This window comes from Massilia varians (assembly GCF_027923905.1).
Lineage (GTDB): Bacteria > Pseudomonadota > Gammaproteobacteria > Burkholderiales > Burkholderiaceae_D > Telluria > Telluria varians_B.
In genome coordinates this window covers 4,710,913-4,736,369 of record NZ_AP026966.1, presented here as the reverse complement: position 1 = coordinate 4,736,369, position 25,457 = coordinate 4,710,913, and the positions used below count along the sequence as shown (strand labels likewise).

Here is a 25,457-nt window from a genome sequence, read left to right as displayed (position 1 = left end):
GCCCCGGCATGCATGAAAAGCGGAACCTCGCCGGTTCCGCTTTTTTTTACCCGCGGGGTCAGGTCTGACAAACGGACACGGCCTCAACAGCACGAATGCGGCAAACCCGCATGTCAAGGCTGAGCCCGTGTCCAAATGTCAGACCTGACCCTCGGGGTTACATCTGCCTGAACAGGTCCACGTAATTCCGGCTCACCACCAGCTGCTCGTCGCGTCCCTTGAGCCGCACGTGCAGGCGCCCGCGGAAGTCGGTCCGGGTGCCGGCCACGTGGCGCGCGGCGACGATCACGCCGCGGTGGATCTGCCAGAACTGCTGCGGGTCGAGCTGTTCCTTCAGCTTGCTCAGCGGCGTGCGGATCAGGCTTTCGCCGTCCGCCAGGTACACGCTGGTGTACTTGTCGTTGCTCTGGAAGTAGATCACTTCGTCGATGGCGATCAGGCGCGTTTCCTGGCCCTTGGCGGCGCGGATCCATTGCAGCGGGGCGGGCGCGGCCACGCCCAGCTGGCGCAGCAGGGCCTGCAGGGCGTCGGTCGCCGGGGCCGGGGCGGGTGTGGCCAGCGCGCCCTTCAAGCGCGCCACCGTGCGCGACAGGCGTTCCAGCCCGATCGGCTTGAGCAGGTAGTCAAACGCCGCGTGTTCGAAGGCTTGCAGGGTATAGTGATCGTAGGCCGTGGTGAACACCACATGCGGCGGCTTGCTGCCGGTGCACAGGCGCGCCGCCAGCTCGATGCCGTTCAGGCCGGGCATCTGGATGTCGAGGAACACCACGTGCGGCGCCAGTTCGTCGATCAGCGCCAGGGCCTGCACCCCGTTGGCGGCGCGCGTGACGCGCAGTTCGGGCCAGGCGGCCGCCAGTTGCGACTCCAGGTAGTCGAGCAGGTGCGGCTCGTCGTCCGCGATCAGGGCGTGGGCTTGGTCGCGCATAATTCCAGGACGGGAAGCTGCAGGCGCGCGCTGACGCCGCCGGCGGGGCTTTCGATGAGCTGCAGGCTGGCCGCGGGACCGTACAGCTGGCGCAGGCGCTCGCGCAGGTTGGACAGGCCGACGCCGCCGCCGGAGCGGGGAGGCAGCATGCGCAGCCCCAGGCCGGTGTCGCACACGTCGATGCACAGCAGGCCGTCGTCCGGGTGGGCGCGCAATACGATCTCTCCACCGTCCAGCTTCGGTTCGATGCCGTGCATGACCGCGTTCTCGACCAGCGGCTGCAGCAGCATCGGCGCGATCGGCAGCTGCTCCAGGCCGGGCGCGATCTCGAAGCGCCAGCGCAGCCGGCCTTCCAGGCGCACGCCGAGCACGTCGAGATAGGCGCGCGCCAGCTCGAGCTCACCCTGCAGGGTCGCATGCTCGGCGCGGCTGGCCGACAGGCTGGCGCGCAGGTAGTCGATGAAGCGCTCCAGCATGCGCCTGGCCTTGGCCGGCTGGCTGTCGATCAGGCTGACCACGTTGGCCAGCGTGTTGTACAGGAAGTGCGGCTCGATCTGGGCCTGCAGGGCGCGCAGGCGGGCCTCGGCGACCAGCCTGCCGGCAGCGGCGATCTGTTCCTGCTGACGCGCGGCATCCGCTTCGCGCCGCATGCGGCGTTCGCCCGCCGCCAGCACCAGGACGATCAGCACCGCGGTCAACATGCCGAAGGCGAGCAGGACGGTCATGACCTTCCCGCCCTGGAAAAAGAGCAAGGGGTTCCTGCCTTGCAGCAGGGCGTTACCGACTGGAATGCCGGCCACGCAGGCCATGCCGACCGCCAGCAATTGCGCACCGCGGAACAGCACGGCCTTTTCGCGCGGCACATGGCGCTCGATGAGCTGCAGGGCGCCGTGGACCAGGAAGCCGATCAGGTTGCTGATCACGACCGTGTAGAACAGCATGCGTCCGAACGAGATGTCCGAGCGGCCGAACATTTCCTGCGTCACGGTGAGGCCCAGGCCGATCAGGCTGCTCCAGATCGCCGTATAGGCGATATTGCGAGCTGGAGACGAGGGCCAGCGCCGGAACAGGGGAATGAGTTCCAGCGGATGGCTGCGGATGCGCGGTGTGATTTTGTCGGCGGTTATCATGCAGATAAGAAATTACCATGAAAGCAGTGCGGCGTGCGATAGGGAAGCCGGGCCAGCGCCAGCGGTCCGGCGCCCACCCGTGCCGCATCGAACACGCACAGCACCCCCGCGCCACGGCGCAGGTCCTGGGCCACGCCGACCAGGTAGCCGTCGGTCTCGGAGCGCGCATTGCGGCGCGGCACCAGCACGTGTTCCTCGACCTGCCAGCCGGCGCCAAAGCGGTAGGCATCCACCTTGCCGCTATCGGTATCGACCAGGTTCACCGAGTCTAGCCGCGCCTCGCCACCCAGCAGCACCAGCTTGCGGTGGCGGCTTCCCACCGACTGCGGCGCCACGCGCGGAAATTCGCTGGCGCCGAACAGGCGGCTGACGCGGGCCTGGCCGGACGCATGGTCGAGGCAGACCTGTACCGCTTCGCTGCGCGAGCGGGTCTGGCGTGCGCCGGCCATCAGCCTGCCGAGTTCGCCCAGCACGTCGCCTTCGTGCAGCACCGCGTCGAAGCGGGTGCAGGCGCCGTCTTCCCAGGCATTGCCGAAGTGGAACACCATGCGTGGCGGCAGTTCGAATACCCCGCGCACCGTGAGGCCGTCCTTGGCCACCACCACGGCGCGCAGCGGACGCGCGTCCGGTCCGCTTCCGGCCCAGGCGTGCCGCTCGGCGAAACTCATGTCCTTGCCGGGTTTGAGGTCGTAAGGCGGGACCAGGAAGACGAGGTGGCGGGCGCTGACGGCGAAGTCGTGCACCATGGCCTGCCCGGGGACGTCGATCAGCGCGCTGCGCAGCAGCTGGCCATCGGCGCCGATCTGGTAGAGCGCGATCCGGCCAGCGCCGGGCAGGGCGCCGAAGTTCCACATGCCGCCCTGCGGATCGCACTTCGGATGGGCCGAGAAGGGCATGGCGCGCAGGTCTTCGCGCCAGGTCTTGACGCCCCGGGTGGCCAGCGTCTGCGGATCGACTTCGATGGCCGAGCCGCCTTCCCAGAGCGCATACACGCGGCCGTTGAAGGGCAGCAGGTTGGTGTTGGCCGCATTCAGGCTGTCGTTGTCGCGAAATCCGCGGCGCGCCACCCAGGTGCCGAAGGATGGATAGAGGAAGTGCCCGGCCTCGGTCTCGTCCAGGTAGCGCCGCGTTTCGACGAAGCGGCCCTGGTGCCGGACCTTGCCGCCGCCGATGCTCCAGCGCTGGGCAAAACCGTCGCCGTCGAACCAGTGGTGGTAGCGCTCGCCGCCCAGTTCGAAGCGGCCAGGGCCGTTACGGTAGAAGCTGCCCTGCAGGTCGGCGGGAAGGCGTCCCCTGAGCGTCGCGTCGCCGGCCTGGCTGCCGACGGTGTCCGCGTAGACGGCCAGTGCCGGGTCGTGTGCCAGGGCGGCGTGGAAGCGGCGCCGGGTTGCCTGGTCGGCGCGCGCCTTCCCAAGCAACGCGAGCGCACCAAGGCCAAGTCCGGCTTCGATCAAGCGGCGGCGGTCCATGTCCGCTCCTTCAGCGCAGGCTGATGCTGGCGGTGGCGCCGGCGGCCGGCAGGCTGAACCTGACCTGCGAGAAGGTCGGCGGTCCCATCGTCCCAAGGGCATTGTTGCTGAACGCGTGGTCTTCCGACGGGATGCCCATGGCATTGCTGTCCATCTTGCCGTTGTCGTTGGCATCGTGAAACAGGGCGATCCCATAGTCGCCCGCCGGCAAGTCCTTGATCACCAGGTCGACGGCGCCAGCCGCGGCAGCCAGCCGGGCAGCCCTGGCCGGGCGCTTCAGGAAGCTGTCGGCCGAATCATAGAGTGCGACCATGATGCTCCCTTGCGCGGACTTGACGTCCTCGATGCGCAGGGTGAGATCGGCGGCGCTGGCGGCGCCGGAAACGAGGAGGGCGAGGGCGGCTGCGATACGGATGGCTTGCATGACGGTCTCCTTGACATTGATCGATGAACCATTCTGGCGAACCGGCAGGCGCCGCGCCTCTGCTTGCGACGAAGCGGCGGCGCTGCGGCGCGAGCTGCATCCGCACGGTGCGAATTGCGCGGCGCAGTGTTGTATTGACTTGCTATGATGGGGACGTGTGGCGGCGCGCCGCTGGCCGCCGCTTGCGTGTCAAGCCAAAGGGAGAGTGCCATGGTTGAGTACGGCAATGAATACGTTGGGACGGTCTTCATCCTGCCCGAAACGCGCTGCTTCGAGCTGAGGACCACGGTCCATGGGGAGCAGCATCTTGTTCACGGCACCATCTCCCAGCAGCTGGCGGCACGCTTCATGGAAGCGGCGCCGGATCATATCGATCCACGCCAGCTGTCGCTGCAGCCGCGCCGGGTCGAGGTCGTGACGCGCGAGATCCACGAACGCCACCGTGCCCCGCGCAAGGTGTATTGCCTGAGCCGGGTGTTCGATGTGGAACCCCAGGCGCAAGGCTGGCCGGCGCCGGCCATGGCCGGTTGACACCCCGACGCCTGGACAAAAAAAATGCCGCCCGGCTTGCGCGGGGCGGCGCTGTGGTGTCGGCTCGGTCAGGTAAACGCGATGAAACGCTGAGGAATATCGATGCTACCGGACTGGGCAGCAGCAGCGTAGGCGCGCATCTCCGTAACGACCGCTTCCAGCTGTTCGTTGTTCGGGTTCTGCAGGAAAAGCTTCATGCGCTCCTGCAGGGCAGCCTGCTGGTCGCGCCATTCGTAACGGGAAGACTTGCTCATGCTTCCTCCTCGCGGCGAACAGCCGCTGTCGTTTTATTGTTCATGACATCCTCCTTGATAAGGATGACAGATTGTCACAACTACTTGCTCCAGGTCGGTGCGATGACGCACAGACCCCTTTTTGACCATATGGTCAAAAAATGCTGCGATAAAACAACTCTAAACGTTCGGCAAGACGCCGCCGCGCTTCCTCGCGCGCAGGCTCGCGCTCGGGGAACAGATAGCGCACCACCGGGTCGCCGTTGACGCAGGCGATCAGGTGGGCGGGCAGCAGCGCGACCGGAACATCGGGACGCAGCTGGGCGCGCACGTCCGGCCGGGCAAAATAACGCTCGAGCATCTCGCGCGTCATGCGCGGCCCCGCCTCATAAAAGGTCTCGGCCAGTTCGGGATTGCTGCTGGCTTCCGCCATCACCACGCGCTGCAGGATCATCGCATCCGGCTCGCACAGCATGTCGTAGAAATAGCCGGCGAACTCGTCGATGACCTCGCGGATCGGGCGCTGGTCGGTATCCATCTTCCCGACCGGGAAAAAGCGTTCGCGCCTGGCTTGCAGCACGGCCTTGAGCAGTCCGGCCTTGCCGCCGAATTTCACGTAGATGGTACGCACCGCCACCCGCGCCTCGCGTGCGATGGCGTCCAGGCTCACGCCGGCATAGCCGTGCTTGATGAACAGGCAGCCGGCGGCGTCGATCAGTTCCTGGGTACGTGCTTCGACTTCCGAGGCCTTGGGGCGGCCGGCGGACTTGGCCGGCGTGGCGGGAGCTGGGCTGGTGGCATTGGTCATGAACCCCATTCTAATCGAATAGAAATGAAATGCAACCGTTTCATTTCTTGACTTCGGTCGGATGCTGGCAAATAATGCGCATAACTCATTTCATTTCTCATCGGAGTTTGACCCCATGGCAGAATCGCACACCTCGGCCCCGGCTATGCAGCAGGCCGCCCAGACCCCAGCGTCGGCAGCACCGGGCAAGGCGCCGCCCAACAAGCGCGTGCTGGGCGTGGTGGGGCTGATCGCCGTGCTCGCCCTCGGGGCCGGCGGGCGCATGTGGTATCGCAGCCAGCATTACGTGGAAACCGAGAATGCCTACGTCACCGGCCGCGTGCACCCGGTATCGAGCCGCGTGGCCGGCGTGGTCACGCGCGTGCTGGTGGACGACAACCAGCAGGTACGAGCGGGCGAGGTGATCGCCGAGCTGGACCCGGCCGACCACCGCGTGCGCGTCGAGCAGATCGAGGCGCAGATCGCGAGCGTGGAGCAGCAGATCGCCCAGGCCGACGCCCAGGTGGCGCAGGTGCGCGCCCAGGCCGGCGCGGCCGGCGCCCAGGTCAGGCAGGCCGAGGCCCAGCTGGTGCGTGCGCGCCAGGATGCCGAGCGCTTCGGCCAGCTCTACAACGACACCATGAAGGCGGTGTCGAAGGCGGAAGTCGACGCGTCCAGCGCCGCGCGCGCCGCCGCCGTGGCCGACGTGGCGGCACGCCGCGACAGCGCCAGCGCCGCCCAGGCCCAGGTGGCCGCGGCCAGCGCCGGGCGCGACGTGTTGAAGGCCCAGGTCAAGGTGCTGCAGGCCCAGCTCAAGGATGCCCGGCAGCAGCTGGCCTACAACCGGATCGTCGCGCCGGTGCCGGGGCGCGTGGGCAAGCGCAGCGTCGAAGTCGGCGCCCGCGTGCAGCCGGGCCAGCAACTGCTGGCCGTGGTCGAGGACGAGGTCTGGGTCACCGCCAACTTCAAGGAAACCCAGCTGGCGGGCCTGGAGCCGGGCCAGCAGGTCTCGCTCGAAGTCGATGCGCTCCCGGGCAAGCCTTTGCTCGGCCGGGTGCACAGCTTCTCGCCGGCCTCGGGCAACCAGTTCGCGCTGCTGCCGGCCGATAACGCGACCGGCAACTTCACCAAGATCGTCCAGCGCGTGCCGGTCAAGATCGTGCTCGATCCGGCGGACGTGAAGAAGTACGCCGGCCGCCTGGTGCCGGGCATGTCGGTCATCGCCGAAGTGGAACTCGGCCAGAAGGTGGCGCACACCCAGACCGCGGCCGCTGCCCACTAAGGAACCGCGATGACCAGCCTCATCAAGGCCGCCACCCCTGGCGCGATGCCGGGAGCGCCGGCCAACGGCGCCCGCGTCGACGCGCGCACCTGGATCGCGGTGGCCGCCGGCATGCTGGGCGCCTTCATGGCGGTGCTCGACATCCAGATCACCAACTCCTCGCTGCGCGACATCCTGGGTTCGCTGTCGGCCACCCAGGAAGAGGGCTCGTGGATCTCGACCGCCTACCTGTGCGCCGAGATCGTCGTGATCCCGTTGACCGCGCTGTTCACGCGCGCGCTCGGCGCACGCGCCTACATGATCGGCACCACCGCGCTGTTCCTGCTGTTCTCGACCCTGTGCGGCGCGGCCTGGAACCTGGAAAGCATGATCGTGTTCCGCATGCTGCAGGGCTTTACCGGCGGCGCCCTGATTCCGATGGCGATGACCCTCGTCATGACGCGCCTGCCCGCTTCCAGGCGCGCGGTCGGCATGGCGATCTTCGGCCTCACCGCCACCCTGGCGCCGGCCATGGGCCCGACCCTGGGCGGCTACCTGTCCGAGATCTATGGCTGGCCCTCGATCTTCTACATCAACTGGGTGCCGGGCGTGCTCCTGATCGCCGGCCTGGTGTACGGCATGGACCGCGAAAAGATGAACCTCAAGGCCCTGGTGAACGCGGACTGGCTCGGCATCGGCCTGATGGCGATGGGCCTGGCCTGCCTGACCATCTTCCTGGAAGAGGGCAATTCGAAGGACTGGTTCGAGTCCTCCTTCATCGTCACCTTCGCTTCGCTGTCGCTGGTGGGCATCCTGGGCTGGGTGGCGGTGAGCTTCACGAAACCCGATCCCTTCGTCAACCTTCGTCTCTACGGCCAACGCAACTTCCTGGTGGCGACCGTCCTGTCGGCGGTGACCGGCATGGGCCTGTATGGCTCCTCGTTCCTGCTGCCGCTGTATCTCGGCCAGATCGCGGGCTACACGCCGATGCAGATCGGCGAGGTGATCGCCTGGGTCGGCCTGCCGCAGCTCCTGGTGATGCCGTTCGCGGCGGCGCTGTCCTCGAAAGTGGACAACCGCATCCTGTGCTCCTTCGGCCTGCTGCTGTTCGGCGGCTCCTGCCTGATGAACGCCTTCATGGACGCCAGCACCGGCTACGACCAGCTGATGCTGACCCAGGTGATCCGCGCGGTCGGCCAGCCCTTCGTGATGCTGACCCTGTCGAACTTCGCGATGCAGGGCCTGGCGCCGAAGGACATGCCCTCGGCCTCGAGCCTGTTCAACATGACCCGCAACCTGGGCGGCTCGATCGGCATCGCCCTGCTGGCCACGGCGCTGACGGTGCGCGAGCACTTCCACTCGGCGCGCCTGGGCGAGGCGGTGTCGAGCTATGCCCCGGCGACCCAGGCACGCCTGGATGCGCTGACCCAGGGTTTCATTGTCAATGGCATGGATCCGGCCACGGCCGCCAGCCAGGCGCTGGCCGTGGTCGACCGCATCGTGCGGCGCGAGTCCTATGTGATGGCCTACAACGACGGCTTCCTGATCATCGGCATGGTGCTGCTGGGCTGCATCGCCGCGATCTGGCTCGCGGACAAGGTCAAGTCGCCGGGCGGCGCCTCGGGCGCACACTGATAGAGAGAGAATGAAATGTTGAAGAAGCTTGTACTCGTCTCCGCACTCGCCGCGGTCCTGGGCGGCTGCGCCACCGTCGGCCCCGACTTCAAGGCGCCCGCCGGCGCAGCCGATGCGGCCTACCGGCATGCTAGCGCCACGAATGAGGCGGCGCGCCTGCCGGCCCAGTGGTGGACCGTGTTCGGCGACGCCACCCTCGACAGCCTGGAGGGGCGCGCCCTGCGCGACAATCCGGGCGTGCAGGCCGCGGCGCAGCGCCTGCTGCAGGCGCAAGCCCAGCTGGGCGTGGTGCGCGCCGGCCAGGCGCCGAACGTCGCGCTCGGCGCGGGCGTCTCGAATTCGCGTACTTCAAGCGAGACCGCGCAGGGGATCGCCCTGGGCGGGCGCTCGATCGAAGGCAACAACTTCAGCGTCGGCGCCTCGCTCTCGTATGAGCTGGACCTGTGGGGCCGCGTGCGCCGCGTGGTGGAAGCTGCCGACGCCGGGGCGCTGGCGGCCCAGATTGATCGCGACGGCGTGCTCTTGATGCTCTCGAGCCAGGTGGCCCAGTCCTACTGGCAGCTGCGCGGCCTGGACGCCGAGCTGGCGATCTTGCGGGGGGCGCTGGACGCCCGCCGCGAAGCCTCAGCGCTGGTGGAAGCGCGCTTCAAGGCCGGCCTGTCGAACGAGCTGGACGTCTCGCGCGCCCGCATCGAGCGCGCCAATGCCGAAGCCGACCTGCACGAGGTGCAGCGCCAGCGCAATGCGGTCGAGCACGCGCTGGCCACGCTGGTGGGCGCGTCGCCGAGCCAGCCCGTGTTGGCCGACAGCGCCGGCGCACCGTTGCCGCTGCCGCCAAGCATTCCGGTCGGCCTGCCGGCCAGCCTCCTGAAGCAGCGTCCCGACCTGGCCGCCAGCGTGGCCCAGCTGAAGGCGGCCAATGCGCAGGTGGGCGTGGCCGAAGGCGCCTTCTATCCGTCACTGTCACTGACCTCGAACTTCGGCTTCGCCTCGGAACACTTGCGCGACATCGCCAGCGGCGGTGCGCGCCAGTTCTCGATCGGTCCGCTGGCGCTGTCGCTGCCGGTATTCGACGGCGGCCGCAACCGCGCCAACCTGGCGCTGTCCAAAGCGCGCTACGAAGAGGCGGTGGCGAATCACCAGACCCGCCTGTTGAGCGCGCTGCGCGAAGTGGAAGACGCGCTGTCCGACGTCCAGCAGCGCCAGCAGCAGGGCGAGGTGCAGGCGCAGTCCCAGCAGGCCGCGGCGCGCGCCTTGCTGGTGGCGCAGGCGCGCTACGAGCGCGGCGTGTCGACCTACCTCGACGTGACCGATGCCCAGCGCAACGCCCTGGCGGCGGACCGGGCGGCGGCGCAGATCCGCACCCAGCGCCTGCTGGCCACCGTGGCCGTGGCGCGCGCGCTCGGGGGCGGCTGGGAGCAGGGCGAGGCGCTCGCCACGATCGCCAAGCCTTAGTAGGGTGGACGGCTTCGCCGTCCGCGCGTCCAACTTCCGGATGCGTTGTAGCAGCTCCTCATGGATTTGAACGCGCGGACGGCAGAGCGTGGTCCAGTCCACTGGACTGGACCACCCCTACGACGGGCAGGCTACAATGGTTGACTATTCAACCATACGAGGATCCGCACCCATGTCCCTGCCCGCACGTGCCCTGCTCATCGCCGTCCTCCTGGCGTCCAGCGCAGCCTCCGCCCGATCCTGGCAACCCGTGCCGAGCGGCACCGGCGCCGAACTGCGCGGCCTGTCCGTCGTGAGCGGCAAGGTCGCCTGGGCCAGCGGCGCCAAGGGCACCGTCCTGCGCACCGTCGACGGCAAGGCCTGGCAGGCGATGCAGGTGCCGGATGCCGACAAGATCGACTTCCGCGACATCCATGCTTTCGACGCCAGGACGGCCGTCGTGATGGGGGCGGGGCCCGGCGCGGCCTCGCGCATCTATCGTACCGAGGATGGCGGCGCGACCTGGGCCTTGGTCACCACGAACGCGGTGGCCGAGGGCTTCTGGGACGCGATGGCCTTCTGGGACAAGGACAACGGCATCCTGTTCGGCGACCCGGTCAAGGGCAGCTTCCAGGTCTACACCACCGGTGACGGCGGCCGCAGCTGGCAGGAAGTCGCCGCCAAGGGCATCGAGGCCATGCCGAACGAGGGCGCCTTTGCCGCCAGCGGCACCTGCCTCACGGTGGCCGGCACGGGCGACGCCTGGATCGCCACCGGCGGCGGCGCCAGCTCGCGCGTCTTCCATTCCCGTGATCGCGGCAAGACCTGGCGCGTGTCGTCGACCCCGATTCCGGCCGGCGCCGCCGCGCGCGGCGTGTTTTCGGTCGCCTTCCTGAACCAGAAAGAAGGTTTCGCGGCCGGCGGCGATTACAAGGAAACCCGCATGGCCGGCACCAACGGCGCCTACACCCTGGATGGCGGCGCCAGCTGGACGCCAGTGCAAGTGGCGCCCGCGGGCTACATGTCGGTGGTAGTGGTGGTGCCGGGCGCGCCGCGCGCGCTGGTGGCCGCCGGCCTGGCCGGATCGGGCTACTCGCCGGACGCCGGCCGTACCTGGAAGGAACTCGACAAGACGCCGATGAACACGGTCGGCTTTGCCGGCCCGGCGCAGGGCTGGGCGGTGGGGCCGAAAGGTTTGCTGATGCAGTACACGGGCCCCCGGCTGGACGCCCAACAAGGGCAATGACGGGACAAGCGATTACAATCGCCGGACTACAACTATTTGACTAGAGACACCATGAAGAAATTCCTTGCTCCTCTCGTGCTGTTCGCGGCGGTCGCCGGCGCGTATGCCAACGCAGCCGAACCCGCCACGCTCGCCCAGCTGAACACCATGGCCAAGCGCTTCGCGCCGGCCGAGCTGAAGGCCGATACCTCCAAGCTGTCGAAAGGCGACCGCGCCGCGATGGCCAAGCTGATCGAAGCGGCCAGGATCATCGATACCCTGCAGCTGCGCCAGCGTTGGGCCGGCAACGAAGCCCTGTGGGCCGCCCTGCAGAAGGACAATTCCGAACTCGGCCGCGCGCGCCAGAACGCCTTCTGGCTGAACAAGGGCCCCTGGTCCAGCCTCGACGACAACGGGTCCTTCATGCCCGCTGAATATGCCGGCATCAAGATCCCGGCCAAGAAGCCGCTGGGCGCCAATTTCTACCCCGAGAACGCGAGCAAGGAAGCGCTGGAAGGCTGGATGAACGGCTTGCCCGCCGCCCAGAAGGCCGATGCGCAGTGGTTCTTCACCGTCATCCGCACCGGCCCCGACGGTAAATTCAAGACTGTGAAGTATTCGGAAGAATACCGCCCGGACCTCGAGAAGCTGGCCAAGCTGCTGCGCGAAGCCGCCGCGCTCACCGACAATGCTTCGCTCAAGAAATTCCTGAGCCTGCGTGCCGACGCCTTCCTGTCCAACGACTACCTGGCCTCGGATTTCGCCTGGATGGACCTCGACGCCCCGGTCGACGTCACCATCGGTCCCTATGAAACCTATAACGACGAGCTGTTCGGCTACAAGGCCGCCTTCGAAGCCTATGTGAGCATCCGCGACCAGAAGGAAACGCAGAAGCTGGCCTTCTTCGGCAAGCACCTGCAGGAGCTGGAAGACAACCTGCCGCTGGCCAAGCAGTACCGCAACCCGAAGGTCGGCGCGATCGCCCCGATGGTCGTGGTCAACCAGGTCTACGGCGCCGGCGACGGCAACATGGGCGTGCAGACCGCCGCCTACAACCTGCCGAACGACGAGCGCGTGATCCGCGAGCGCGGTTCCAAGCGCGTGATGCTCAAGAACGTGCAGGAAGCGAAGTTCGAATCGACCCTGAAACCCATTTCGAAGCTGGTATTGCGTGCCCAGGACCAGAAGGACCTCGACTTCGACTCCTTCTTCACCCACATCCTGGCGCACGAGATCATGCACGGCCTCGGCCCGCACACCACCAAAAAGAACGGCAAGGAATCGACCCCGCGCCAGGACCTGAAGGACACCTACTCGACCATCGAGGAAGCCAAGGCCGACATCACCGGCCTGTGGGCGCTGGGCTACATGATGGACAAGGGCCTGCTGAAGGACACGCTGGGGCAGGGCAGCCTGGCCGAGCGCAAGCTGTACAACACCTTCCTGGCGTCCGCTTTCCGCACCCTGCATTTCGGCCTGACCTCCTCGCACGCACGCGGCATGGCGATCCAGATGAACTACCTGCTCGACAAGGGCGCCTTCGTGGCCAATAGCGACGGGACCTTCTCGGTGGACTTCAAGAAGATCAAGGGAGCGGTTGCCGACCTCGATCGCGATTTCCTGACCATCGAAGCCACCGGCGACTATGAGGCCGCCAAGGCGATGATGGCGAAATACGTGGTGATCCGTCCGGAAGTGCAGAAGGCGCTCGACCGCCTCAAGTCGAGCGTGCCGAACGACATTCGTCCGAACTTCGTGACTGCGGCTTCGCTTGCCAAGTAAGCACAAGAAAAGCACCTGACGGCGGCGCGATTGGCGTGGATGCAACAGTGCCGCCGGTTTTACTTAGACTACACTGAAAGCGCCGTCAATCCATACAGGGGGCATGTTATAGTCGCTGCATTGCTTGGGGGAAATTCCCGGGCTGTACAACGACCAGAACATGACGACGAAGCCCCTTACCACCGGCGCGCGGCTGGCCATCGGCTACGGCGCCGTGATCCTCCTGATGATCGCGCTCTCCGTGCTGGCCGCAGCGCGCGCGGGGCAGATCGAGCAGATGCTGTTCCGCATCGACGATGTCAGCGGCATCAAGCTGCGCTACGCCTTCGAACTGCGCAGCAGCGTGCACGATCGTGCGATCGCCCTGCGCGACGTCGCCCTGGCCCCCGATTCCGTTGCCGCCGCAGCCCCGATCGCCCGTCTCAAGACCCTGGCCGATGCCTATGCACGCGCCGCTTCCCCGCTGAACGCACTGTTCCATGAACTGCCGGGCATCCTGCCCGCGGAACGCGAGGCCCTGGCCGCCATCAAGGAGCAGGAGCGCCGCACCCGTGCGCTGGTCGACCGCGTGATCGCCCTGCATGCGCTGGGAGAAACGCGTGAAGCGGCCGCCCTGCTGTCGCAGCAGGCGGCGCCGGCGTTCCTGGATTGGCTCGCGAGCCTGAACCGCTTCATCGAACTCGAACAGAAACTTGCGGCCGACGACATGGCCTCGGCGCGCCAGCTGGCATCCGGATTCGCGCAATGGATCCTGCTGCTGGTCGCCGGCGCGGTGCTGGCGGCCGTGGTGGGCACCTGGCACGTCGTGCGCAGGCTGCCGCGTGACGAGCAGGCGCCGCCCGCCAGCGCTGAAACGGCTCCGGCCGCACCGGTGGAAGCCGCGGCCGCGCCGAAGCGGGTCGACGACATCGTCGGCGCCATCGACGGCCTGGCCTTCCGCGCCAACATCCTGGCGCTCGACACCGCAGTGCAGGCCCTGCGCAGCCGCGAGCACGACGAAGAGCAGACCGCCGTGGTGCAGGAACTGCAGGCGCTGGCGCTGCGCTCGAGCGCGGTGGTGAAGGACATCCGCGACCTGGTCGGCAGCCCGGTGGCCCACATGGAAGACGCCGGCGCCCTGCAGGCCATCGCGAACGCGGTGGCGCGGGTCACGGCCGTGACTTCCGCGATCGGACTGGAAGAGGGCCAGGCGCGCGGCCAGACCGAGAGCTCGCGCCGCACCACGGCCCTGCTGCAGGCATCGACCGCCGCCGCCGCCATGGAAGCCGAGGCGCAGCGCCTCGCGGCCATGGTCGCCCCGGTGCTGCCGGGCGGTGACAGCGACCTGCCCAAGCAAAACTGACAAGTTTGCCGTTCTCAACACAGAGAAAAATTTTCCCAAAAGAAGGACTTGTTGGCGGGCTAGAATTGCCGATAGGCATTTCATCGTCCTTGGGAGAATTCTCGTGTTCAAGCCCCTGATCCTCGCCGCGGCCTGCGCGCTCACGGCGGCGCCGCCACTTCAGGCCGCCGAGCTGACCGCACTGGAGCAACGCTGGCTCAGCGCCGCCGGACCGGTGCTGGCCTACTCCCAGCAGCTCAAGCTACCCCTCGACATCACCGTCCAGCCCCAGCCGCGTCCCGGCGACGTGCCGCTGGCCATGGGTTTCAATCAGGGCCGCTGCAAGCTGGTCATTTCCCTGCGCAACAACCCCGATGCCGAGACCGTGCTGGCAGGCATTCCCGAGGCGCAGCAAGGGGTGCTGATCGAAGCCATGGCGGCGCACGAGATCGCACACTGCTGGCGCTACGTGCAGGGCGTCTGGCATGCGCTGCCGGCCGGCTTCGTCGAGGTGGGCGAGGAGCGTGCCCACGACGCTTCGCTGCTGGCGGCATCGAAGGCCATGCGCGAGACCCGCCGCGAAGAAGGCTTCGCCGACCTGGCCGCGCTGGCCTGGATCCGGCATAGCAATCCGGATGCGTACGCGCATGTGTACCGCTGGCTGTCCGGCGTGCGCGCCAAGGTAGCGGTGCCGCGCAGCGGCCACGACACCCGCGCCTGGGTGCGCTTGGCGAGCGACGGCGCCGCCTTCGGTCAGGCCGGGGCGCCGTTCGACCAGGTCGACCGGCTCTGGCGCAAAGGCCTACTCGCGACCGAATGAATCGCACCGGTTCGTGGCCCCGCAGCAACAGTCGGGGCCGCCAAATCGCAGGCTGAGCGGACGAGTGTACGTTGTCGCACAGATGTTGTCGGGTATGGCGCGTCTAATGATGTCATCACAACAACCGACCACAAGGGACACATCATGAACCGACTCCTCGCCGCACTGCTGGCTTCCGCTGCCGGCGCCACCATCGCCGCCGCTCCCGCTTTCGCCCAGTCCGACGCCGCCGGCTACCGCGCCGCCATGCAGAAGATCGAGAAAGAGCACGACGTCGCCAAGGACAAGTGCGATGCCCTGACCAAGGAAGATGTCTGCGAAGAGCAGGCCGACGTGGCGCGCGCTCGCGCCGAGCTGGCCGCCGCGCAAAAATACGACAACACCCCGGCCCGGGTGAATGCCGCGCACCGCAAGCTGGCCGAAGCCGAGTACGAGCTGGCCGAAGAGAAGTGCGATGCCATGAAAGGCAACCAGAAGGACAGCTGCATGAACACCGCCAAGTCGGTGCGCACCGCCGCGCTGGCGGAGATCGACGGCAAGCGCGACACCCGCGCCAGCGCCACCGGCGGCAGCGGCAGCACCGCCGCCACCGCGGGCGCCGCCGGCAGCGCCGGCCTGGTCGCGTCGACCGACACCAAGGATCCGGTCAAGGCCGCAGCCGTCGAGAAGTGCGAAGAGAAGGGCAACAAGACCGCTTGCCTGGTCGAGAACAAGGACAAGCCGGACACGGCCCTCGAGCGTGCCGGCGAAAAGACCCGTGCCGCCCTTGCCGGCGCGGTCGACAAGACCAAGGAAGTCGGCCGCAACGTTGCCGACAAGACCCGCGAAGTGACCGGCCGCACCGAACGCGCCGCCGAGCATGCCGGCGACAAGACCGAGAACGCGGCCGAGCGCGCCGGCTCGCGCACCGCCTCGAACATGTCGGATGCGGCGATCACCGCCAAGGTCAAGGCCGGCCTGGCCGCCGAGAAGGACACCAGCGCGCTGGCCGTGAAGGTCGAGACCGAGAAGGGCGTCGTCATGCTGAGCGGCTTCGTCGACTCGAAAGCCGAAGCCGAGCGTGCCGAGAAGGTCGCCAAGGGCGTCGACGGCGTCACCCGCGTCAAGAGCACGCTGAAGGTCAAGTAAAACACCTTGGCACGGCCGACAGCCCGCACGCTTGCCGTGCGGGCTTTTTCTTTTTGGCACAACATCTGCCGGTCCCGGACCGGACCGACTTATAATTGCCCCGTGAACAAACTTGAAGCCTTCGGATACATCGCCGCCCAGGCCGCGCGCGGGGACATCACCTTTCCCACCAGCGTGAATGCCGTGCTGCGCCTGCAACTGGCCCTGGACGATCCGGATTGCCATGTGGACGAGGCGATCCGACTGGTGTTGTCCGAGCCGCAGCTGGCCGCGCGCACCGTGGCGCTGGCCAATACCGCCGCCTACGGGGTGGCCGGCGGCGCCCAGGTGAGCAATGTGCGGGCGGCCGTGCTGCGTATCGGCTACCGCCGGCTGCGCGGCCTGGTGGCGGCGCTGATGGTGCGCCAGTTCGGCCACCGCATCGCCGACCGGGTGCTGCGCGCCAAGGCCGAGCAATTGTGGACCCACAGCGCCCAGGTGGCGGCGCTGGCGCAGGCCATCGCGCGCCACGTCACCAGGGTCGATCCCGACACCGCGCTGTTCGCGGGCATCGTGCACGAGGTCGGCGGCTTCTACCTGCTGTCGCGCGCCGACGAGTTCCCCGGCCTGCTCGAGGACGATACCGAGAACTGGGGCGTGCTGGTCGAGGACGTGGCCAGCCTGGAGATCATGCGCAAACTCGCAATTCCCGCCGATGTGGCCGAGGCCGTCGGCGGGCTGCGCGACGGCGTGCTGAACCCGGTGCCGCACACCCTGCTCGACACGCTGCTGCTGGCGAACCGCTATGCGCTGGTCGATTCGCCGCTGGGCGCCTGCGCGGACGACCACGAAGCCGGCCCGCTCGACGCGGCCACGCTGCAGGTCCTGCGCAGCGAAGCGGCCGAGACCGCCCAGGCGCTGGGCGACGCGACGCTGGTCTAGTTCTTCCCGATTCCTAATCCCACCCGACGATGCCGGCGCGGCCGGCCTGCGTGAGGGCCGCCAGCCGGCGCTCGCGCAGCGCCCGCACGACTGCGCGCACCCGCGGCAGGCGCATCACGTCCGGCAATGCCGCGATCGCGAACTGGCGCCGTGCCGGAATCGGCAGCGGCAGGATGCGCACCTCGGGCGTTTCGGGGAAGCTGGCCAGGCGCGGCAGGATCGCATAACCCATGCCGCGGCCGACCATGGCGGCGATGCTGGTGTCGTTGCTCAAGGTACGCCCCGGCTCGGGCGCGAAGCCGGCCGCGCGGCAGCGCGCCAGGATCTCCGCCGCGCCGCTGCAGGCCAGGCCGATGAAGGGCAGGCCATCCAGGCGCGGCCAGCCGCCGGCGGCATCGCTCGCCAGCGCCAGCGTGGCGGGGACCACCAGCACATAGTCGTCGTGCAGGTAAGGGAGGGAGGCCAGGGTGCCGGCCAGCGGCAGCTGGGCGATGCCGATCTCGGCCAGGCCATCCTGCAGCGCGGCGGTCACATCGGCACGCTGCTCGCAGCTGTCGTCGATCTCGACGCGCAGTTGCGGATGGCGCTGCGCCAGCGCTTCGACCACATGGGGCAGCAAATGGGTGCCGATGCTCCGAAAACAGGCAATGCGCACGCTGCCGGACACGCCGCCATCCGCGGCGGCCGCCGCGCGCAGGCCGTCTTCCAGGCGCAGCATCTGGCGCGCCTTGTCCAGTACCCGCTGCCCGGCATCGGTCGGCAGCGAGCCGGCGCGGCCGCGCGCCAGCAGGCGCACGCCCAGTTCGCCTTCCAGCTCGGCAATCGCATGGCTGATGCGCGATTGGGTGCAGCCCAGCTCCGCGGCGGCGGCGCTGAAACTGCCGTGCTCGGCCACGGCAACCAGCATCTTCAGTTGGTTCAGCTTCATGCCATCGAAATCCTTCATGTCAAGCCGCCCATTATCCGCCATGTCGGTTGTGGCATCGCGGGTTGGGGCGCAGGATGGCACCCCGATCCACTCGAGCGAACCACCCCATGAACGCACTATCCTTGAACGCGGCCCTGATCAGTATCGACGTGCAGCAGGCTTTCAATGACCCCGGCTGGGGCCGACGCAACAACCCGGACGCCGAACAGAAGATCGCCGCGCTGCTGGCGGCCTGGCGCGCTGGCGGGCGGCCGATCTTCCACGTCCAGCACCGCTCCGCTTCGCCGACCGGCTTGTTCCGCCCGGGAACGCCCGGCTACCTGCACAAGCCGGAAGGACAGCCGCGCGCGGACGAGCCGGTGGTCGTCAAGAGCGTCAACAGTTCCTTCATCGGCACCGACCTGGAGGCGCGCCTGCGTGCGGCCGGCATCGACGTGCTGGTGATCATGGGGCTGACGACCGACCACTGCGTCTCGACCACGACGCGCATGGCCGGCAACTTCGGTTTCGAGACCTATCTTGTCGCGGACGCGACCGCCACCTTTGCGCGCACCGGACCGGACGGCCGCCACTATACGGCCGAGCAGATGCACGACACGGCCCTGGCCAGCCTGCATGGCGAATTCGCGACCGTGGTCTGGTCGGAGGACGTGCTGGCGGCCGTGGAGCGTTAGGCGCTCTTAGCCGCCTGAGGTGGCGAGACGGGCGGCCTGCGCACGGCCCTGGGTAAGCATCAGGAAGGACAGCAGCACGCCCGCCAGGGCCAGTCCGGCCGCGACCCATTGTGGCGAGGCGTAGGAATAGCCCAGGGTCAGCGGAATCCCGCCGAGGAAGGCGCCCAGGGCGTTGCCGATATTGAAGCCCGACTGACCCAGCGAGGATCCCAGCATTTCCGCTTCGCGCGAGTGCGCGATCAGCAGCATCTGGATCGGCGGACCCAATGCCAGCGCATTGGCGCCGGTGGCGAAGGCCAGCACCAGCATGGCCGCCTGCGAGCTCGCGAACAGGCCATTGCACAGCAGCAGGCCCGTCATCGTGACCAGCAGGATCAGGATGGCCTGCAGCGGCGGCACGCGGTCGGCCAGGCGGCCGCCCAGGTTCACGCCCACCGTCATGCCGACGCCGACCACGGTCATCACCATCGGGATCGTCGACGGCTTGAACCCGCTGACGTCGGTCAGCAGCGGCGCGATATAGCTGAAGAAGGCGAAGAAGCCGCCGGTGCCGATCGAGGTGATGGCCAGCGCCAGCCACAGGGCCGGGCTGCGGAAGATGCGCAGGTCTTGCTTCAGGCTGGTGCGCCCCTTGGCCTCGATGAAAGGCACCAGCTGGCGCAGGGCCAGCACGGTAAGCAGGCCGATCACTGCCACCACCAGGAATACGGCGCGCCAGCTCATGTTGTGGCCGAGCCAGGTTCCCGCCGGCACGCCCACCACGTTGGCCAGCGTCAGGCCGGTGAACATGGTCGCCAATGCGGCGGCCACCTTGCCCTCGTCGGCCAGGCGGCTGGCGACGACCGCCCCGACGCCGAAGAAAGCGCCGTGCGGCAGGCCGGCCATGAAGCGCGACAGCATCATCACTTCGAAGTTCGGCGCAAAGGCCGACATCGCATTGAACAGCGTGAACATCAGCATGAACCAGATCAGCACGCTGCGCGGCGGGCGGTGCGCCATCAGGCTTACCAGGGTCGGCGCGCCGACCACGACGCCGAGCGCGTAGGCCGTGATGAGGTAGCCGGCCTGGGGGATGCTGATCTGCAGGCCGCCGGCGATGTCGGGCAGGATGCCCATGATGACGAATTCGGTCATGCCGATGCCGAAGCCGCCGAGGGCGAGGGGAAGAAGGCTTTTGTTGATCAAGATGCGCTGCGCGTGGCGAGGAGGATCGGCCACTATAGCGCTTGATGCGCGCCCAGTCCGCTTTTGAGTCGTGATGACAGGTATAGCGGCTTGGTATGAAGTACGTACTAACCCTTACTCATCGATGTCTGGCCAGCCGATGCGGCCGTGGCCGGCATTGTCGAGCCGGGTGCGCAGCGCGCCGGCATCCTGCGCGGGCAGGCTGAAATCGAACAGGACTTCGTCGCCATGCGCCACCGCGTCCAGGTGGGCGCCGGCGGCATCGAGTTCGCGCCGCACCATGCCTTCGAGCGCATACGGCGCCGTGCAGCGCATGGCCTGCAGCTTGATGATCGGCACCTTCTGCGACAGCAGGAGGGCTTGCGCCACGCTGTCGGTATAGGCGCGCACCAGGCCGCCCGCACCCAGCTTGACCCCGCCGAAGTAGCGCACCACGGTGGCCAGCACGCCTTCCAGGTCCTGGTGGCGCAGCACGTCGAGCATGGGGCGTCCCGCGGTGCCGCTCGGTTCGCCGTCGTCGACCGCGGCCGACTGGCCGCCGGCCAGCAGGGCCCAGCATACGTGGGCGGCGCCGGGGTGCTCGGCGCGCAGCCTGGCGACGACCTGCTGGGCGCCGGCCCTGTCCGGCATCGGCTGGACGCAGGCAATGAAACGGCTCTTCTTGATGACGAGTTCGACGTGGACGGGGGAAGCGATGGTCTGTGGCATGCGCCGATTATCGGCGGCGCGCCAGGAAATGCCAACCGTCATTGGCCGGCATTTCCTGGCAGCGACTCATTCCCTACTGGGTTAGGTTCTTAATACGACAGGTTGACTTGCAGGATCGCGGTGCTGCCGCTGGTCTCGTTACCGACGACCAGCAGCGGCTTGTTGTTCGGCGACTTGTCCGCCGGGATGAAGGTCAGGCCTTCCGGACCACGGTCGCCGCTCTCGTTGTTGCGGGTGTTGAGATAGGTGACGAAGCTGGCCGCCGAAGGCTTGCTGACGTCGTAGACCATCACGCCGCCGATTCGCTCCAGGCCGATGAAGGCATAGGTCTTGCTGCCGAAGCGGCCAACTACGACGCCTTCCGGCTCCGGCCCCTTGGAGGCGCTGCGGCCGTCGAGATCGTTGTTGTCGTTGCTGGCATTGAATCGGGCGTTCGGCAGCGCCACGGTCTTTTGCTCGAACTCGTCGCCCGAGTCGTAGACGCGGTTCAGGTTGGTATCCCAGATCGAGAAGGAGCGGGCGCCGAAGCTGTACAGCTCGGTGCACTGGCCGGCCGCGTTCTTGCCGCTGCCGCCGCCATTCGGCGTGGTGGTGATGCGCAGGCGGCCGAGGTTCGAGTCGAGGACCAGGTTGGCGGCATTGCCGAACACGGCCGGGTCGAGGCCGGCGCTGCAGTGGGCACGCACGCGCGTCTCTTCGTTGAAGCCCGGCCAGTCGGCGCGCGCATCGCCCTCGTTGGCGGTGATCAGGTAGGACGTGCCGTCGACGGTGAAGCGGGCGATTGCGTCCGGCAGGTACATGCCTTTCACCGGTTGCGGGGCGATTCTCACCGCCGGCGTGCCGCTGTTGGTGTTGGTGCCGCCGTCTTCGTCGGAAGCGTCCATGCCCATACCGGCCAAATTGTGGTTCTTGGTGCCGAGCGGCTTGATCGCCGTGACCTTGGCGCTGGCGACATCGACGATGGCCACGGCATTGTTTTCCTGCAAGGTGACGTAGGCCGTGCGGCCGTCCTCGCTGGTGGCGATGTATTCCGGTTCGAGATCCTGCGCGGCGCTGGCGCCCGGGCCGTAGATGCGGATGCCCTGGCTGCGCAGCGCGGCTTCCTGGCCGTTGAAAGCGCGGAAGTCGGCGGTGGCGACGGTCGGCGCGCCGCCGCGGTTGACCGTGATGACGCTGACCGAGCCTTCCGGATCGACGGAGTCGGCCTGGCCGTAGCTGTTCGGTTCACCTTCATTGGCGACCAGCACGGTACGGCCGTCCGGGGTAAAGGTGAGCATGTCGGGCAGTGCGCCGACGCGCACGCTGTTTACCAGCTTCAGGTCGGCGGCATTGTAGAAGGCAACCGTGCCGGGATTGGTCTTGGGCGAAGCTTCGATGGCCAGGGCGACCAGGCCGTCGTGAATGGCGACGCTGTTGACGCCCACGCCGAGGCCGGTGACGCTGATGGTGCCGACCAGCTTGGGCGCGGATGGTGTCGCGAGGTCGAGCACGTCGACGGTGCCGTTGGCGCCGTTGACCACGAACAGGCGCTTGCTGGCCGCGTCGAACGCGGTGATCTCGGCCGCGCCGACCTTGCCGCCGTCATAGCCACCTATCTTTTCCAGCGCCAGCGTCCTGGGCGTCAGATCTTCGTCGTCATCGCCGCCGCCACAGCCGGCAAGGAGGCCGGCGGCGAGCATGGCGGCGCCAAGGGCGCGCAGGGTGGTCGGAGGAGCGGCGAGGTCGAGAAACGGCATTGTCGGATTTCCTGAGTTGAAAAACCGACAGCATAGGAGGCGGGGATGACAGCAATATGACGCCAAAAACAAAAAAGGCGTCACGATTGCTCATGACGCCTTCCTTGCTGAATCTTTGGTAGGCCGTGCTGGGCTCGAACCAGCGACCAACGGATTAAAAGTCCGCTGCTCTACCAACTGAGCTAACGACCCGAAGAAGCCAAGATTATAGCGGCATTCTTGCGATTTTCCAAGAACTTCCTGAGCGAATCTGCGCCGGCACGAAGACAATTCATGTTTCGACGTGTTTGTCTTCCTCCTGCGCCTGGTGCATCGCTTCCGGCTCGAGCTTCTCCGCTTCGACGTTCTGGCGCACGAACAAGCCCCAGCTTGCCAGCAGCACGGCCGCGGCGATACCGATCGACGCCGCCTGCGGCAGCAGTTCGGGTTTGGTATGCAGGAACGTGAACACGCCGATCAGGCACTCGACCCCCAGCGATACCACCACCACGATCAGGAAGCGCGACAGGAAGCGGCGCAGGCGGGTCGGGGAGCTGACGTGCACTTCGCGCTGCAGCTCTTCTTCGAGCACGGTCTGGCCCAGTTCGAAGGCGGCGACGGAGATGGTCAGCAGTCCCACGCATTCCAGGATGAGCTGGAAGCGCTCCTGCACGGTTTCCTTGTCGGGAGCAAACAGGGTCGCCCAGATTTCCATGCCGGCAAGCACGATCAGCCCATAGCCGCAGATGAAGAACAGCAGGGCGATAAAAATGTAACCGAGGCTGCTGATTTTCTGTAGATATTTCACCGGACACCTCGAATTGGATGGTGTCGGAACTGTAGCATCCTCGGCGGTTTTTCTTCTGTGCGGCACGACACGCCGGAAGCGCGCCGCGCGCGTAGAGGACGGCTCTTCCAAGATCGGTACAGCAACCTTCCTCACCGCGCGAATCTACAGGGCAGTTGCACCTTGCAGTATCTGATCGTCAAGCTGTACGGTAGAGCGTACTTGTTTAGTTCCGTGCGATCATATTCCTCGCCGTAGCTGGCCTTTGTTCCGTGCAAAGGCTATGCTGGGCGACTTGATTGCCGGGTTCAGCAGTCCCGGCATTCAATCGCACCAGGAGCAGTTGGCAGCATGAGTTCACGCATTCACCCGCAAGCCCGTACCACCCCCAAAATCCGGCAGGAGATCAAGGATTCCGGTCTGTCTGACCGTGAGGCTGCAAAGGTCTTCGGCATCACACGAGCGACGGGTGCAAAGTGGCTCAAGCGGGACAATGTGCATCCCGACGTCGCCCGGTCAGGCATTGCACGCTTGCTCAAGCGCGAGGGCATGTCGCGGCTTGAAGACGTGATCCCGAAGGCCGAAGGCGAAATCATCACGCCCAAGAAGACCTTCAAGGACTACGAGCCGGGCTTTATCCATATCGATATCAAGTACCTGCCTCAGATGCCCGACGAGACCTCGCGTCGCTACCTGTTCGTCGCCATCGACCGCGCCACGCGCTGGGTCTTCATGCACATCTATCCGACCTGTGGACAGACGGTGAGCAACGGGCACCGTTGTCCACAGGCGGTCCACAGGGAAGCGCGCAGCGCTTTGGAAACGTGAAAAAACAAGTATTACATTTGGGCGGTTCTGGCAGGACAGATTGCGCCGCAATTCGGACCGCGGAAAAGGCACGCCGCGACGCAAGGCGTGAGGAGGAGTCATTGCGAGCGATGGCGACGCCGAGCAACGCAGCAGAGCGCGGCCAGAACCGATCCAAATGTAACAGTTATTTTTGAACGGCTCCTTAGTACAGCACCACCGAGCGGATCGATTCGCCCCGTTTCATCAGGTCGAATCCTTCGTTGATGCGATCGAGCGTCAACGTGTGCGTAATCAGTTCGTCGATGCGCAGCTTGCCGTCCATGTACCAGTCGACGATCTTGGGCACGTCGGTGCGGCCGCGCGCGCCGCCGAACGCGGAACCCTTCCATTCGCGTCCGGTCACCAGCTGGAATGGACGGGTGCTGATTTCCTCGCCCGCCGCCGCGACGCCGATGATGAACGACTGGCCCCAGCCCTTGTGGGTGCACTCGAGCGCCTGCCGCATCGTGGTGGTGTTGCCGATGCATTCGAACGAATAGTCGGCCCCGCCGTCGGTCAGCTGGACGATGTGGTCCACCACGTTCGCCACTTCCTTCGGGTTGACGAAGTCGGTCATGCCGAAGCGGCGCGCCATCTCGACCCGCGCCGGGTTGATGTCGACGCCGATGATCTTGTTGGCGCCGACCATCTTGGCCGCCTGGATCACATTCAGGCCGATCCCGCCCAGCCCGAACACGACCACGTTGGCGCTGGCTTCGACCTTGGCCGAAAATACCACCGCGCCCACCCCGGTGGTGACGCCGCAGCCGATATAGGCGGCCGTTGCGAACGGTGCATCCTTGCGGATGTTGGCCAGCGCGATCTCCGGCACCACGATGTAGTTCGAGAACGTGGACGTGCCCATGTAGTGGAAAATCGGCTTGCCGCCGATCGAGAAGCGTGACGTGGCGTCCGGCATCAGGCCTCTGCCCTGCGTCGAGCGGATCGCCTGGCACAGGTTGGTCTTGCGCGACAGGCAGAATTTGCACTGGCGGCATTCGGGTGTGTAGAGCGGGATGACGTGGTCGTCCTTCTTCACCGTCGTCACGCCGGGGCCGACGTCGACCACTACGCCCGCGCCTTCATGGCCGAGAATAGCAGGGAAGATGCCTTCCGGATCCGCCCCAGACAAGGTGTAGTAATCGGTATGACAGATGCCAGTCGCCTTGATTTCCACCAGCACTTCACCCGCCCTAGGCCCGGCCAGGTCCACTTCTTCGATCGTCAGTGGAGCGCCTGCCTTCCATGCAATTGCTGCTTTTGTTTTCATAGCTGATATGGTTGTTTAGATAAAAATGAAAGCGTGCCCGACAGCCCGGGCCGCTTAGGAGCCGCTCAAGAATTACTGTCACATTTGGATCGGCTCTTACAGGCGCGCTGCGGCGTTGCTCGTCGTCGCCATTGCTCGCTATGACTCCTGCGCACGCCTTGCATCGCATCCCGCCAGAACCGCGCAAATGACACACTAATTTTGCACTTCCACCAGCAGGCCGCGCCCCGTGGCGACAGGGTCCGGCAACGTGATGTTGATCAGCGATTCAGGCGCGGAGATGGGAAGTGCCGCGCGATAGGCAACCGCTTTCAT

At 66.8% G+C, this 25,457-nt stretch carries 23 protein-coding genes, 1 tRNA gene and 2 pseudogenes; 12 read left to right on the top strand and 14 right to left on the bottom strand.

Going from position 1 to position 25,457, the window contains the following annotated elements; all coding sequences use genetic code 11:
- Positions 1-157 precede the first annotated feature (157 nt).
- From MasN3_RS21435 to MasN3_RS21420, 4 genes are read right to left on the bottom strand one after another with little or no spacing between them, the layout of a single operon-like run.
- Positions 158-925, bottom strand: coding sequence for a LytR/AlgR family response regulator transcription factor (locus MasN3_RS21435; protein WP_281910089.1), 768 nt, complete (start codon positions 923-925; stop codon positions 158-160).
- The gene (locus MasN3_RS21430) at positions 901-2,055 is read right to left on the bottom strand and encodes a sensor histidine kinase (protein ID WP_281910087.1); all 1,155 of its coding nucleotides are present in this window, start codon (positions 2,053-2,055) and stop codon (positions 901-903) included. The genes MasN3_RS21435 and MasN3_RS21430 overlap by 25 nt, the downstream gene beginning before the upstream one ends.
- A complete protein-coding gene (locus MasN3_RS21425) occupies positions 2,052-3,524 on the bottom strand; it encodes a carotenoid oxygenase family protein (RefSeq protein WP_281910085.1) in 1,473 nt (490 codons plus the stop codon). The genes MasN3_RS21430 and MasN3_RS21425 overlap by 4 nt, the downstream gene beginning before the upstream one ends.
- Before the next feature lie 10 nt (positions 3,525-3,534).
- Complete coding sequence (locus MasN3_RS21420; protein WP_281910083.1) at positions 3,535-3,948, bottom strand: DUF2141 domain-containing protein; 414 nt, start codon at positions 3,946-3,948, stop codon at positions 3,535-3,537.
- Positions 3,949-4,158: 210 nt separating this feature from the next.
- On the opposite strand from MasN3_RS21420, the gene MasN3_RS21415 reads away from it, so the two are divergent.
- Positions 4,159-4,479 (top strand): hypothetical protein, encoded by a 321-nt coding sequence (locus MasN3_RS21415; RefSeq protein ID WP_281910080.1) that lies wholly within the window; start codon positions 4,159-4,161, stop codon positions 4,477-4,479.
- Positions 4,480-4,547: 68 nt separating this feature from the next.
- Here the strand turns inward: MasN3_RS21415 and MasN3_RS21410 are convergent, their stop codons facing one another.
- Both MasN3_RS21410 and MasN3_RS21405 read right to left on the bottom strand, forming a co-directional pair.
- Positions 4,548-4,733, bottom strand: coding sequence for a hypothetical protein (locus tag MasN3_RS21410; protein WP_159702138.1), 186 nt, complete (start codon positions 4,731-4,733; stop codon positions 4,548-4,550).
- A gap of 133 nt (positions 4,734-4,866) precedes the next feature.
- On the bottom strand, positions 4,867-5,520 hold the full coding sequence (locus MasN3_RS21405) for a TetR/AcrR family transcriptional regulator (protein WP_281910077.1): 654 nt from the start codon (positions 5,518-5,520) through the stop codon (positions 4,867-4,869).
- 115 nt (positions 5,521-5,635) lie between these two features.
- Between MasN3_RS21405 and MasN3_RS21400 the strand changes: the two genes are divergently transcribed.
- The 9 genes from MasN3_RS21400 to MasN3_RS21360 all read left to right on the top strand — a co-directional run bounded on the left by MasN3_RS21400 (position 5,636) and on the right by MasN3_RS21360 (position 17,026).
- The gene (locus tag MasN3_RS21400) at positions 5,636-6,781 is read left to right on the top strand and encodes an HlyD family secretion protein (protein WP_281910075.1); all 1,146 of its coding nucleotides are present in this window, start codon (positions 5,636-5,638) and stop codon (positions 6,779-6,781) included.
- A 9-nt stretch (positions 6,782-6,790) separates the two neighbouring features.
- Positions 6,791-8,395 carry a DHA2 family efflux MFS transporter permease subunit gene (locus tag MasN3_RS21395; protein ID WP_281910073.1) on the top strand — a complete coding sequence of 535 codons (1,605 nt, stop codon included), beginning with the start codon at positions 6,791-6,793 and terminating at the stop codon, positions 8,393-8,395.
- Between the two features lie 15 nt (positions 8,396-8,410).
- Entirely contained in the window at positions 8,411-9,850 is a 1,440-nt protein-coding gene (locus MasN3_RS21390; RefSeq protein WP_281910072.1) for an efflux transporter outer membrane subunit, read from the top strand.
- Between the two features lie 172 nt (positions 9,851-10,022).
- Positions 10,023-11,075 carry a WD40/YVTN/BNR-like repeat-containing protein gene (locus MasN3_RS21385; protein ID WP_281910071.1) on the top strand — a complete coding sequence of 351 codons (1,053 nt, stop codon included), beginning with the start codon at positions 10,023-10,025 and terminating at the stop codon, positions 11,073-11,075.
- A gap of 51 nt (positions 11,076-11,126) precedes the next feature.
- Positions 11,127-12,836: a dipeptidyl-peptidase 3 family protein gene (locus MasN3_RS21380; RefSeq protein WP_281910070.1), complete on the top strand. Its 1,710-nt coding sequence runs from the start codon at positions 11,127-11,129 to the stop codon at positions 12,834-12,836.
- Between the two features lie 160 nt (positions 12,837-12,996).
- The gene (locus MasN3_RS21375; protein WP_281910069.1) at positions 12,997-14,178 is read left to right on the top strand and encodes an MCP four helix bundle domain-containing protein; all 1,182 of its coding nucleotides are present in this window, start codon (positions 12,997-12,999) and stop codon (positions 14,176-14,178) included.
- Between the two features lie 103 nt (positions 14,179-14,281).
- Positions 14,282-14,977: a hypothetical protein gene (locus MasN3_RS21370; protein ID WP_281910067.1), complete on the top strand. Its 696-nt coding sequence runs from the start codon at positions 14,282-14,284 to the stop codon at positions 14,975-14,977.
- Between the two features lie 144 nt (positions 14,978-15,121).
- Complete coding sequence (locus tag MasN3_RS21365) at positions 15,122-16,105, top strand: BON domain-containing protein (RefSeq protein ID WP_281910066.1); 984 nt, start codon at positions 15,122-15,124, stop codon at positions 16,103-16,105.
- A gap of 102 nt (positions 16,106-16,207) precedes the next feature.
- The gene (locus MasN3_RS21360; protein WP_281910064.1) at positions 16,208-17,026 is read left to right on the top strand and encodes an HDOD domain-containing protein; all 819 of its coding nucleotides are present in this window, start codon (positions 16,208-16,210) and stop codon (positions 17,024-17,026) included.
- Between the two features lie 13 nt (positions 17,027-17,039).
- On the opposite strand, the gene MasN3_RS21355 is transcribed toward MasN3_RS21360, so the two are convergent.
- Complete coding sequence (locus MasN3_RS21355; RefSeq protein ID WP_281910062.1) at positions 17,040-17,954, bottom strand: LysR family transcriptional regulator; 915 nt, start codon at positions 17,952-17,954, stop codon at positions 17,040-17,042.
- A gap of 107 nt (positions 17,955-18,061) precedes the next feature.
- Between MasN3_RS21355 and MasN3_RS21350 the strand changes: the two genes are divergently transcribed.
- Positions 18,062-18,628 carry a cysteine hydrolase family protein gene (locus MasN3_RS21350; protein ID WP_281910061.1) on the top strand — a complete coding sequence of 189 codons (567 nt, stop codon included), beginning with the start codon at positions 18,062-18,064 and terminating at the stop codon, positions 18,626-18,628.
- Between the two features lie 6 nt (positions 18,629-18,634).
- On the opposite strand, the gene MasN3_RS21345 is transcribed toward MasN3_RS21350, so the two are convergent.
- The 5 genes from MasN3_RS21345 to MasN3_RS21325 all read right to left on the bottom strand — a co-directional run bounded on the left by MasN3_RS21345 (position 18,635) and on the right by MasN3_RS21325 (position 23,044).
- Positions 18,635-19,813, bottom strand: coding sequence for an MFS transporter (locus MasN3_RS21345; protein WP_281910059.1), 1,179 nt, complete (start codon positions 19,811-19,813; stop codon positions 18,635-18,637).
- A 114-nt stretch (positions 19,814-19,927) separates the two neighbouring features.
- Positions 19,928-20,521, bottom strand: coding sequence for an IMPACT family protein (locus MasN3_RS21340; protein ID WP_281910057.1), 594 nt, complete (start codon positions 20,519-20,521; stop codon positions 19,928-19,930).
- A gap of 89 nt (positions 20,522-20,610) precedes the next feature.
- Entirely contained in the window at positions 20,611-22,257 is a 1,647-nt protein-coding gene (locus MasN3_RS21335) for a choice-of-anchor I family protein (protein ID WP_281910056.1), read from the bottom strand.
- 116 nt (positions 22,258-22,373) lie between these two features.
- Positions 22,374-22,449 (bottom strand) — tRNA-Lys (locus MasN3_RS21330).
- A 79-nt stretch (positions 22,450-22,528) separates the two neighbouring features.
- Positions 22,529-23,044: a hypothetical protein gene (locus tag MasN3_RS21325; protein WP_281910055.1), complete on the bottom strand. Its 516-nt coding sequence runs from the start codon at positions 23,042-23,044 to the stop codon at positions 22,529-22,531.
- Positions 23,045-23,374: 330 nt separating this feature from the next.
- Here MasN3_RS21325 and MasN3_RS21320 point away from each other — a divergent pair.
- A pseudogene (locus MasN3_RS21320) lies at positions 23,375-23,767 on the top strand (IS481 family transposase); the annotation flags it as partial.
- A gap of 268 nt (positions 23,768-24,035) precedes the next feature.
- Here MasN3_RS21320 and MasN3_RS21315 read toward each other — a convergent pair.
- The gene (locus tag MasN3_RS21315) at positions 24,036-25,142 is read right to left on the bottom strand and encodes an S-(hydroxymethyl)glutathione dehydrogenase/class III alcohol dehydrogenase (RefSeq protein ID WP_281910052.1); all 1,107 of its coding nucleotides are present in this window, start codon (positions 25,140-25,142) and stop codon (positions 24,036-24,038) included.
- A gap of 201 nt (positions 25,143-25,343) precedes the next feature.
- Positions 25,344-25,457, bottom strand: a pseudogene (locus tag MasN3_RS21310) (zinc-binding alcohol dehydrogenase family protein); the annotation flags it as partial.